At 45.7% G+C, this 12,240-nt stretch carries 8 protein-coding genes; 5 read left to right on the forward strand and 3 right to left on the reverse strand.

What is annotated here, in order from left to right:
* Positions 1–115 precede the first annotated feature (115 nt).
* The gene (locus AC1DOV_RS03220) at positions 116–1,201 is read right to left on the reverse strand and encodes a Fe-Mn family superoxide dismutase (RefSeq protein WP_477549154.1); all 1,086 of its coding nucleotides are present in this window, start codon (positions 1,199–1,201) and stop codon (positions 116–118) included.
* Between the two features lie 82 nt (positions 1,202–1,283).
* A complete protein-coding gene (locus AC1DOV_RS03225) occupies positions 1,284–2,339 on the reverse strand; it encodes an alpha/beta hydrolase (RefSeq protein ID WP_441885124.1) in 1,056 nt (351 codons plus the stop codon).
* Between the two features lie 253 nt (positions 2,340–2,592).
* Between AC1DOV_RS03225 and AC1DOV_RS03230 the strand changes: the two genes are divergently transcribed.
* The gene (locus AC1DOV_RS03230; protein ID WP_477549155.1) at positions 2,593–3,336 is read left to right on the forward strand and encodes an IclR family transcriptional regulator; all 744 of its coding nucleotides are present in this window, start codon (positions 2,593–2,595) and stop codon (positions 3,334–3,336) included.
* Positions 3,337–4,300: 964 nt separating this feature from the next.
* Here AC1DOV_RS03230 and acnA read toward each other — a convergent pair.
* On the reverse strand, positions 4,301–7,012 hold the full coding sequence (acnA, locus tag AC1DOV_RS03235) for an aconitate hydratase AcnA (protein WP_076271908.1): 2,712 nt from the start codon (positions 7,010–7,012) through the stop codon (positions 4,301–4,303).
* Between the two features lie 509 nt (positions 7,013–7,521).
* Here acnA and AC1DOV_RS03240 point away from each other — a divergent pair.
* From AC1DOV_RS03240 to uvsE, 4 genes are all read left to right on the forward strand, one after another.
* Positions 7,522–8,841, forward strand: a complete 1,320-nt coding sequence (locus tag AC1DOV_RS03240) for an amidase domain-containing protein (protein WP_477512572.1) — start codon at positions 7,522–7,524, stop codon at positions 8,839–8,841.
* A 23-nt stretch (positions 8,842–8,864) separates the two neighbouring features.
* Positions 8,865–9,986, forward strand: coding sequence for a D-alanine--D-alanine ligase (locus AC1DOV_RS03245; RefSeq protein ID WP_477549156.1), 1,122 nt, complete (start codon positions 8,865–8,867; stop codon positions 9,984–9,986).
* An 893-nt stretch (positions 9,987–10,879) separates the two neighbouring features.
* Complete coding sequence (locus AC1DOV_RS03250; RefSeq protein ID WP_054026471.1) at positions 10,880–11,197, forward strand: hypothetical protein; 318 nt, start codon at positions 10,880–10,882, stop codon at positions 11,195–11,197.
* 3 nt (positions 11,198–11,200) lie between these two features.
* Complete coding sequence (uvsE, locus tag AC1DOV_RS03255) at positions 11,201–12,223, forward strand: UV DNA damage repair endonuclease UvsE (protein WP_441885132.1); 1,023 nt, start codon at positions 11,201–11,203, stop codon at positions 12,221–12,223.
* Positions 12,224–12,240 lie beyond the last annotated feature (17 nt).

Raw genomic sequence — 12,240 nt, forward strand, 5'->3', positions numbered from 1 at the left:
TATAAGATAAGTATGAGAAAATTAATATACTTTCTTATATTTTGAAAAAGTCCGACAGTGAACCGGGGTCAGTTTAGTCCCCAGCTCCCGTGTCGGGCTTTTTTTTCTGAATAGATTAGAATGGCACCCACACAAGCTTTCGAGCTTCTTCAAATCGATCACTAACGAACGTCCAATTCACGACATTCCACCAATCTTGAATATACTCAGGCCGCTTGTTTTGATGTTTTAAATAATAGGCATGCTCCCACACATCCAAGGCTAACAAAGGCACAACATCCCATTGTGATAAATTCTGATGTTTCTCTGCGGTTAATATTTCAAGCCGGCTGCTGCGTGGACTCCAAACTAGAATCGCCCAGCCGCTGCCCTCCACCTTCGCCGCTGCCTTGCTAAATTGATTCTTAAAGGCGGAGAAGCTGCCAAAATCATTTCGGATTTGCTGGCTCAAAGCTCCTATCGGCTCACCTCCACCATAGGGTGTCATGATGCTCCAGAAAAGAGTATGTAAATAGTGGCCGGCACCGTTAAAAGCAAGCTCTCGCTCCCAATGCTTAACCAGCTCAAATTGATTCGTCTCTCGTGCGATTTTGAGCTGCAATTCCGCTTCATTTAGACCATCGACATAGGACTGATGGTGTATATCATGATGGATTCGCATCGTATGCTCATCGATATAAGGCTCGAGGGCACTGTAAGCATAGGGCAGAGGAGGTAGTGTATGTCCCCCGATGGGGACTTGCTGGACAATGGCACGGTGCTGATTATTGCCTGAGTTGGTTACCTTTTGGCGATAGGAGCTCATTAGGCCGATATAATAGTTGGATTCACGAATGGCGTGGGAGATGACGGATTTGGTAACATCAGAAGAAGCCGACGCGGTGCGCTCATTTAGCTGTCTGAGTTGATCGACATACGTTCTTGATTGTTCAAGAGATGTCTCTACAACCGCTTCAATCGTTTGTTCCATATAGGATGGCAAGCGTGACGGAATGGGAAGCCATTCATCCAGCCATTGATTAGTATATTGAGCGGTATTGGTGAAAACAGGCTCCCATGCTTGGAGAAGCTGAACATACTGACGCTCCATCTCAGGCGCTGCCTGCAAAATAACAGCGATATGCTCTTTCTCTTGCAGCTTCCAATGTCTAACTAATTCCATTACGCGAACGGGCATGAGCGTTCCATAAACAAAAAGCACGACCATCGCCTCCCTTTTTCGCAACAAATGCATCTATGTTAGATGTATTCGTTGGTAAGCGGGCTTATGTCGTGCTTCATTATTATGTTCGTTCTGCTTGGAGCTGTTGATCGACTTGGCTTAGAAATAGGGCTGCTCTTTGGATATATTCGCTCGGATGAACTTGGAACAGCAATTCGTGCTTGCCTTCGGGAACAATCCAAGAACGAGATAGAACGTTGCCTTGCCCTTCAGCAATAGCTTCTGCGGTTTGGTAAGGCGCCTTTGAATCTTCTGTGCCGTGGATGATAAATAACGGGATATCGTAAACGTTAGATAAAACCTCGCTTGCCGGAATAGATCCAAAGCTTGTACCCGTCCAAAGGGGGATCATCGATTCAATAAGCGGCAAAGAGAACTGCGGCAATGAAACAAATTGATTCAAGTTATCAAATAATGCCTCGGGGCTCGGGATGAAAAGACTGTCAAGTATCATGGCATCAATTTCATCGGTCTGCAGTCCTGCTTGCAGTGCCGTTCCTGCACCCATTGAGAAGCCCCAGACGACGATGTCCTCCGCTCCGCGTGATTTTGCATAATCTACTGCAGCAAGCAGCTGTTGTGACTCCTCAAGGCCGCCAGTGGCCGGAGCTTTGTACTCCTTAGATGCATAGCCGTAGTCAAACAACAATATATTATAGTTTAAACCGTGCAGCAGCTTCGAGAGCTCATACATCGGTACCCATGATTCTTCGCGATTAGCGCCATAACCGTGGCTGAAAACAACAGTTCGTGCTGAAGGAGCCGCTACACTTGCATCACTCTCTGCAGGGATGAACCAGCCGCTGACCGTCGTATTGCCGCTTTTGCTAGGGAAAATGACATCCTCGTAATCTAGGCCGATAGCCGCTTGCGGATTAGAGGAGAGTGGGGCTACATAAGGGTATGCAAGCATCCATGCGACATAGCCATGAAAAATAATGACAGCAATTAAACACATTGCCGTAAGGGAAGCAATGGAAGCAACCAGCAAATGCTTGCTGCGGCTTTTGGTTTTGCGCAATTGGGACAGGTTATCCGAATCGCCAAGCGGGAAGGGATGAAGGTTTTTTGGAAATCCGCCTTCAAGTGGCAATGGTGTCATTATAGTCGTGCTCATGTCGTTGTCCTCCCTCTGTAAGTAACCGTCCATTAGACTCATCTATTCGGAACGTTGTAAGCGCTTTTCTTATCTAGTACTTTTATCGTAGTCCGGTCCTATAAGCCTGTCAATTGTTGTCGAGGTAATGTTAATCATTTGTAATATTACTGTAATGTAAACAACTGTTCTTTACGATAATGGAAGCGATGAGTTATACTGAATGAGAATCGGTTTCATTGGATGAAACTTTTGGAGAGGGAGCTGTGGCTGCATGGAAGATGGAAAATCGACGGTTCGAGCAGTGGATCGGGCGCTTGATATATTGCTGTGTTTTATTTCAAAAACAGACTGGGCAATGACTGAGATTGCCGAACAGGTTGGCCTGCACAAAAGCACGGTGCACCGGATGCTCGCCACGCTCGAAGAGAAAGGCTTCATCGAGCGCGATCGCTCGACAGACCGATATCATTTGGGTTTAAAAATGTGGGAGCTGTCAGCCCATTTATCACGTTCAGATGATCAAGCAACAATTTGGCTGCCTGAGATGGAGCGTTTACGCGACCAGCTGGGCGAGACCGTTAGCATATACGTAAGAGACGGCTCTGAGCGGATTCGTATGCAAGCCGTGCAAAGCAATCAACCCGTTAGGCGGGTAGCGCCTGTAGGCGTGAGACTGCCGCTTTATGCAGGTGCATCGAGCAAGGTGCTAATCGCTTATTCAGATCCGATCGTACAGGAAAGCATTTTTGGAGATCCAGCTTGGCTGTACTCTCTGGATTTGGATCAATACAAGCAGCAGCTCGAAGAGATTTGTATGCAGGGATATGCCACAAGCTTCGAGGAACGGGAACCGGGAGCAGCGGCGCTTTCGGCGCCTATCTTTAACCGTACCGGCAAGCTCGCTGCTGCATTATCCGTGTCGGGTCCAGCCAGCAGGATGACGATGGAAACGATGAGGGAATACGCCCCGGTCATGATGGAGTCCGCTAAACGGATGGGTACGATGATTCTATAGTCATAAAAGAAACAGCAGGCATGAGGTGATCCTCGGGCCTGCTGTTTTTATTTAAACACATTAGGGTTGTTGGGTAGTGTATCCCGTTTAAGCTACGCCTTTGCTGGGATGATGCTTAGCTAGCGGTTGCTGCATCTAGGTTTTTAACAAGCAGCTATGCTCCACGAATGATTGGAGTATATGAATTACAGCATTTAGTGATCAAATCGGATGGAGCGAATGCTCCGGGGTTTTGCTTTTTTAGAGAGGGTAACGGACATCAGATACGCTATTTGCTCCTTTTCCTTACTTTTGGAGTGGCTAATGGACATAGGGTACGCTATTAGTCTTAAAAAGGTAGGTTTATGCTCGAAATGGGACAAATAGCGGAACGTATGTCCGTTAAATTTGTTTTGGACGTTAATTGTTATAAATAACGGAACCTATGTCCGTTAAGATGAGCATTATGCGATAATAGCGAAGCTATGACGATTCAAGTGCAGTAGAGAACTAATTTGATTGTGATAGTTACGTGCCTGCTCCGGGTGGGGGATCGTGGCAGGGTGTTTTCTTTAATTTGGTTCAAACTCAAACTACAGGACTAACGTGATAGCTGCGCGCCTGCTTTGGGAGGGGAACGTGGCTAGATTGCTGGCTGTAATTTAGTCAAACTCATAATGAGCATTGGAAGTAAAGAAGGTTGGAATTGGGAGCTTGAGTAACCAAACTTGCTGTAACGGACATCAGATACGTTATTTGCTTCAAATCCTAACTTTTGGGGCGGCTAACGGACATTGGGTACGCTATTGGTCTTAAAAAGGTAGGTTTATGCTCAAAATGGGACATATAGCGGAACGTATGTTCGTTAAGATGAGCATTATGCGATAATAGCGAAGCCTATTGCTAAAAAACAAACGAAAAAAGAGCTTTGCCGACAAATCGGCAAAGCTCTTTTTTCGATACGGCGCAGGATATGCGCAGATTATTACATGTTAGCGATCATTTGACGAAGTACAGTTTGCAGGATACCGCCGTTGCGATAGTAATCAACGTCAACTACCGAGTCAAGACGTACAATTGCTGGGAAGTCGAATGTCGTGCCGTCTTCGCGAGTAGCCGTAACGGTAACTTGCGAACCTGGAGTAACGTCATTTGACAAGCCAACGATGTCGAATGTTTCGCGGCCAGTGATGTTAAGCGTCTTCCAGCCTTGACCTTCTGGGAATTGAAGTGGCAATACGCCCATACCAACCAGATTGGAGCGGTGAATACGCTCGAAGCTTTCAGCGATAACAGCTTTGACGCCTAGTAGGAATGTACCTTTTGCAGCCCAGTCACGCGAGCTACCTGTACCGTACTCTTTACCAGCAAGAACGACAAGGTTTTTGCCTTCGTTTTGATATTTCATCGATGCATCGTAGATCGACATGACTTCATCCGTTGGAAGGTAAGTCGTTACGCCGCCCTCTGTACCTGGAGCCACTTGGTTACGAATACGAATGTTCGCAAACGTACCGCGCATCATAACTTCATGGTTACCACGACGTGAGCCGTAAGAGTTGAAGTCTTCGCGTTTAACGCCGTTTTCGATCAAGTATTGACCGCCTGGGCTGTTAACTGTGATGTTACCAGCAGGTGAGATATGATCCGTTGTTACGGAATCGCCCATAAGAGCAAGTACGTTTGCTGTATGGATATCTTTGATATCAGAAAGCTCGGAGCTTAGGTTTTCGAAGAATGGCGGGTTTTGGATGTAAGTTGATTTTGCATCCCACTCGTAGCTTTCGCCCTTAGGTACCGAAATTGCGTTCCAACGCTCATTTTGTGTAAATACGTTTTCGTATTTGTCACGGAACATTTGCGGGTTAAGCGCAGCTGTCATTGCGTCGTTGATTTCTTGCGACGTTGGCCAAATATCTTTTAGGAATACAGGCTTGTTGTCTTCAGTGAAACCAATTGGATCAGTTGTCAAATCGATGTTAGTCGTTCCAGCAAGCGCATAAGCGATAACTAGTGGCGGAGAAGCCAAGTAGTTTGCTTTTACTTGTGCGTGGACACGGCCTTCAAAGTTACGGTTACCGGAAAGTACAGCAGATACGGTCATGTCATTGTCGATGATCGCTTTGCTTACTTCGTCTGGAAGTGGACCGGAGTTACCGATACAAGTCGCACAGCCGTAACCAGCAACGTGGAAGCCAAGTGCTTCAAGCGGCTCGATTAGATTTGCTTTTGTCAAATATTCCGTAACAACGAGCGAGCCCGGTGTTAGGGAGCTTTTTACATAAGCAGGTTTCTTAAGTCCAAGTGCTACTGCTTTCTTAGCAACTAGACCAGCGCCAACCATTACGCTTGGGTTCGAAGTGTTCGTACAGCTTGTAATAGCTGCGATAACGACTGCGCCTGTACCCATTTGGCTAACTTGGCCGTCATTATGATTAACAGTAACGAACTGCTCGATTTTCTCATCGGAGAGACCGTAGCCGCCTTTGTCAATCGGTGTGCGGATGATGCTATTGAAAGATTCCTTCATTGCAGTAAGCTCTACGCGGTCTTGAGGACGTTTCGGCCCTGCAAGGGAAGGAACGATTGTCGAAAGATCAAGCTCAACAACATCCGAGAATACTGGATCTGGAGTCTCGTCTGTACGGAACATGTCTTGCGCTTTGTAGTAAGAGCCAACAAGCTCAATAAGATCCTCATTGCGGCCAGTTTGGCGCAAGTAGCTAAGAGTCTCGTTATCTACAGGGAAGAAGCCGATTGTAGCGCCATATTCTGGTGCCATGTTGGCAACTGTTGCACGGTCAGCAAGGCTGATGTTCGATAGACCAGGGCCGAAGAACTCAACAAATTTACCAACAACGCCTTTTTTACGCAAAATTTGAGTAACCGTAAGCGCAAGGTCAGTTGCAGTTGAACCTTCTGCAAGTTTGCCTGTCAATTTGAAGCCGATAACTTCTGGCATTACAAAGTAAAGCGGTTGACCAAGCATACCAGCCTCAGCCTCGATACCGCCAACGCCCCAGCCTACTACGCCTAGACCGTTGATCATCGTAGTGTGGGAATCCGTACCTACGAGGGAATCAGGGAATACGACTGTTTCGCCGTCAACTGTTTTTGTAGCTGCAACAGATGCAAGGTACTCCAAGTTAACTTGGTGAACGATACCTGTACCTGGTGGAACCGCGCGGAAGTTATCAAATGCTGTTTGTGCCCAGCGAAGGAAACGGTAACGCTCTTCGTTGCGCTCAAATTCAACTTTAGTATTGTATTCAAGTGCTTCAGGTGAACCAAATGCATCAACCATGATCGAGTGGTCAATTACAAGGTCAACTGGTACGAGCGGGTTGATTTTTTTCGGATCTCCGCCTGCTTTTTTCACAGTGTCGCGCATTGCAGCAAGGTCAACGACAACCGGTACGCCTGTGAAATCCTGCAAAACGATACGAGCAGGGATGAAAGGAATTTCTTTATCTTCGCGTCCGTCAGCCCATGTAGCAAGCTGCTTTACATGTTCAGGGGTAATTGCGCGTCCGTCAAATTGACGAACAGCAGCCTCAAGCAATACTTTAATTGAAAAAGGAAGCTTGGAAATATCGCCTAGTCCTTGCTCTTCAAGTCCGCCTAGACGGTAGTAAGCATAAGACTTGCCGCCAGCGTCGAGCGTTGTGCGAACTGAATAATGATTTTGTGTAGACATCGTCATTCTCCTTTTAACTGTAGTCTGAGTTTCATTCTGTGAAACACTATTTCATAATTTCTATATCTATAGTATATCGTTAAAATAGTCCTTCCGTAAAGTCCAATTATGTCTTTATGCGCTTGGAAATGGCATTGAAAATGATCCTCAATGAATGTTACATGAAATGGCAGAGTGCTTCATATAATGAAGCAGTTAATCAGCGACAAGTTTAGCACGAAATACTTGATGACGTTCTCATGCCATAAAGGCAAGCTGTAGCAGCATAGGCTTGAAATATAAGATTGCTATCGAGAAGGTCAATCCAAAAACTTATATTTCATCGTGAAACGGCGGCCATGAAGCATTAAGGGAGAAGCTGCAGTCTTTTACAATTGAAATGTAAATTCGGTTAAGTTGGATTCCTATCCCAAAAGTTTATATTTCAACGCCAATCGAGTTAGCCTCATCAAAAGAGATGCTGCAGCCGTTTACGCTTGCACTCACGATAAGGTCAAGGAGGGATTGCTATGCCGCGAACAGGCAACCGGGGGCCAGGAACTCAGGGCCAAAAGCATAACCAAACATCATCCAAACCATCAGCTTCTCAGCGCAAGTCGCAGCAGAAAGTTGTAACGCATGCCATCCAGAAGCAGCCATCGCCTTCCGGGTTGCAAGCGGAGCGAAATGCTGAAATCGGCGATCAAGCACTGCAAAATCAAAAAAGAGCAAATCAGGAAGAAAAGCCAGTAAAACAACAAACGTCAAAGTTAAACTCGCTGCTTCGTTCCTCTGATTACGATCCGCACGATCAGCAAGGGAAGCTGCAAGGTTGGAAAGCTGCTGTTCATCGCTATATTAGCTTGTACAATCAAGCCGAAGCGAATCAGCATGCGGCTGTGCTGACCGATTACGTTACGGACCGCGATCATTGTGATCGCCTAAGATTCAGGCTTGAGCGTCTTCGTGAACGCGATTTGCTTAGAGGCGCGCTTCCAGCAGGAAGCGAAACAAAAGCAGAGCTCATACGCGTCAACGAATCATCAAGCGAGGTCTCTGTGTTGATTCGTCTCCACATCAAAAGAAGAATGGAGCAGTCTGGGCGTTTTTACATGGAAGAAAGATCTGAATTTGAGCGTCTTTGGTTAGGGCTCGCTGGTCACTCATGGAATGTTCTTCGTGTTGAGCCAATTATATCGGAAAGAAGACCGCGTTATGGCACAGCAGTAGACAATTGGATGACCGTCGATGATTACTCGGAGCTATTTGGCGAACAATCTTCGCCATCAACACCATACTTAAATTATGACCTATTACAGCAATTCAAACACAGGCCATCTGGTATTCGTTACAGGAGAGATTTGGTTGCTGCATATGCGGATCGTTGGTGGAATGAGGGGAACCCAGCGTATGAGCTTTTTGAGGTGAATTGTACCAATTACGTGTCCCAGTGCATCTTTGCAGGCAATGCTCCGATGAACTATACTGGTAAGAGAGAAACGGGCTGGTGGTATAAGGGCCGAAATAAGGGCAGTGAATGGTGGAGCTACAGCTGGGCGGTATCAAACGCGATAACCAACTATTTAACTGGTTCAAAGACCTCAGGCTTGCGTGCAGAGGTTGTGCAATCTGCGGATGAGCTGCAGCTTGGGGATGTCATTACGTATGACTGGAATGGTGATCATCGCTTTCAGCACAGCACAATCGTAACTGCTTTTGACTCGTTCGGTATGCCGCTAGTGAATGCGAATACCGTTTCCAGCAGGCATCGTTATTGGGATTATCGTGATTCCTATGCATGGACGGAACAAACGAAATATCGTTTTTTTCATATTGCAGATCTATTATAAATTATTGTACCGGAGGATATGCCATGGGGAGCAAGGTTAGAGTAGGTTTAGTTTACGGGGGGAAATCGGGAGAGCATGAGGTCTCTTTGCAAACGGCTTACGCTGTAATGGGTGAATTTGACTACAGCAAATATGAAATCAAGCCTTTTTATATTACGAAGCAAGGCGAATGGAAAACGGGAGCCGTTTTGCATAACCGACCAAGCAGTGTAGAAGATCTACGCAACACAACAGACGAGGCTGAGGAAAATGGCTTTGCTCTTGCTCCATTATTTCAAGGCTTGAATAGAAGCTCAAAAACTGCTGGCGATGAGCCGCGCATTGATGTGATTTTTCCTTTGCTGCACGGAACATTTGGTGAAGATGGTACCATTCAAGGGCTGTTCGAAATGGCGAACATTCCATACGTAGGAGCGGGTGTTCTCGCTTCTGCCGTTGGGATGGACAAGATTCTAATGAAAAAAGTATTTGCGCAAGAAGGCTTGCCGCAATGCATTTTCCGGTACTTCAACCGTACACAGTGGGAGAGAGACGCATCTTTCTTCATCATGGAATGCGAGGTTTCACTCGGCTATCCATGCTTTATTAAGCCAGCCAACCTAGGTTCTAGTGTAGGCGTATCCAAAGCGAAAAACCGTGAAGAGCTTATTAATGCCATCAACTATGCGTTCCGTTTTGACCGCAAGGTTATTGTAGAAGAGTTCGTGGATGCCCGCGAGATCGAAGTAAGCGTACTTGGCAATGATGATGCCAAAGCATCCTTACCTGGCGAAATTGCGCCTTCTAACGAATTTTATGACTACAAAGCCAAATACATCGATGGAAAATCGACGATGCAGATTCCGGCTCATTTGTCGCCTGAGCTTACAGAATCCGTTCGCGAAATGGCCGTTCGTGCATTTCAATCCATTGATGGCTCGGGATTATCACGTGTAGATTTTTTCCTTCGCAAAAGCGACAATCAGCTTTTTATCAACGAAGTCAACACATTGCCTGGTTTCACACCTATCAGTATGTATCCACTTATGTGGAAAGAAACCGGCATTCCATATAAAGAATTGTTAGACACCTTAATTTCCTTAGCTCTTTCCCGCCACGCGGAGAAGCAACGGATAGATTTTACAGGTGAAGCATCACAATCGTAAGATGCATTTCTAACGATCTCTAACTTGTTATAATTTCTATAACTTTCTATAACTGTTTGTACACATATGAAAAATGATATGGGGAAAAATTTCTTTTATTTTTTACTTTGGGGCTTCAATCCTTATCTTTGTATCCAAGGTAAACAGGTAAAAGATCTTTTTTCCTTCTTAAAATGGACAAGTTGTTCTTCAAATGCCCCAAAAGCTCGGAAAGGGTTTAAAGGTATGTGAGAAAAACGCACCAAAAGTAAAGCGTGTCCCGCAGGGACGAAAGCGATCCCCCGCAAAAGTAGAAAGCGCGCGCAGTGTAACTCCTAGGTTAGTTCAGTTGCGGGTGTCCAGAGGGTGCAACCCTCGGGGCCCTCCCTTGGAAGGGAGGGTTTGGGTGGGATCGAAAAGTTTGTGAAGCTCGAAAAGTTTGAAAGCTCGAAAAGTACGAAAATTTTTTGAATGACTTGAAAGGTTAAGAGGATTAATCTTTTAACGCACCAAAAGTAAAGCGTGTCCCGTAGGGACGAAAGCGATCCCCCGCAAAAGTAGAAAGCGCGCGCAGTGTAACTCTTAGGTTAGTTCAGTTGCGGGTGTCCAGAGGGTGCAACCCTTGGGGCCCTCCCTTGGAAGGGAGGGTTTGGGTGGGTTCGAAAAGCTTGAAAAGGGTTTAAGGGTTTGATATTAATGTATTAAAGGTTTGATATTAATGTATTAAAGGTTTGATATTAATGTATTAAAGGTTTGATATTAATGTTTTAAAGGTTTGATATTAAAGGTTTAAAGGTTTAAAGGTTTGATATGTTGATATTAATGTTATAAATTTTTGAAATAAGCCTTTAAAGGTTTGGTAGTAAAGCCCTTTGAAGGCACGGTAGAAATTTCACTGAAAGGAGGGAAAAAATATGGGTTTTGCAACTGAGTTTAATTCTGTGTGCAAATTTAAGTCCGAACAAGAGCTCTATGAATTGTTGGAGTATGGTCGGGGCAAAATGGTCAAGAGCGGCTTTCGCGTATTTCCAACTGGCCAAAAGGTGATTGCTTATACACCAGCCAATGAAGCGATTGCGATTGTCCGCATTTTAGCTTCTATCGCAGAAATTAATTTTCAAGGCGAAGAAGTGACACAAGTGGAGATGGAGCTCGTGAGAAAATTGACTGAGGAAGAATCAAAAGTTCAAACGGCGCTTGCTTTTGAAATGTTTTTTGGAGAGAGGGCCTAATCGATGATTGTCAGATTAGGTTTTGTCGCAATGAGCTTGCAGGTTGAGAATGCATCGCCTTCAAGAACGATGACGTTTGCGAACTTCTCGAAGCTAAACGACCGCGAGGCAGGGATTCGGAAGCTGGAAAGAATAGCAGAGGAAAATCTGCGCAGTACGCTGCGGATTTTGAAGCATTGCAAAGCCAGCGACATTCAAATGTATCGCTTTTCGTCAAAGCTTATACCCCTTGCTACTCATGAGGACTTATTGGATTGGAATCCATTTGAAGCGCTAGCGCCAGCATTTCAGGAAGTTGGCGAGTTCGTGCAGAAGCACGGAATAAGAGTATCCTTTCATCCGGATCATTTTTGCGTGTTCAGCACGCCTAGACCGGAGGTGCTCGCGAAATCAGAGCTGGATTTGCTCAATCATATTCTTATGCTTGAGGCAATGGGGCTTGATGAAGCGACAAAATGCAATATACATATCGGTGGAGCATACGGCGACAAGGTTGTAGCTGGTGAACGTTTTGTTCGCCAGTTCAGCTCCTTGTCGCCTCGCTTTAAACATCGGATTACGCTTGAAAATGATGATAAAACGTTCAATGTCAGGGAAACGCTAGAGGCGGCTGAGCAAGTTGAGGTTCCGATGGTGCTCGACATTCACCATCATGCTGTTAATGCAGGAGACATCTCAGATGACGAATTATATGAGCATTTATGGCCGCGTATTGTTCAAACCTGGGACAAAGAGCGAGAGCGGCTGGGCATAGCTAGTACAAGCCAGCTTCCTCCCAAAATTCACGCTTCCAGTCCAAAAAGCTTATCTGACCCCCGTGGTCATGCAGATCATGTGGAAGCGGAGCCGCTTGTACAGTTTTTGCGTCATGCGGCAAGAAATACCGAATATTTGGATTGCATGCTTGAAGCCAAAAGCAAGGACGAGGCTTTGATGAAGCTGATAGAAGACTTAAGGCAACTGGAAGCAAGCGCAGAAGGCATCAAGGTGTTGGATGGCGGCCGCGTAGAAATTACTGCTGAGTAGGTATAGCAGCAAAATAA

This window comes from Paenibacillus sp. 01T47 (assembly GCF_056398245.1).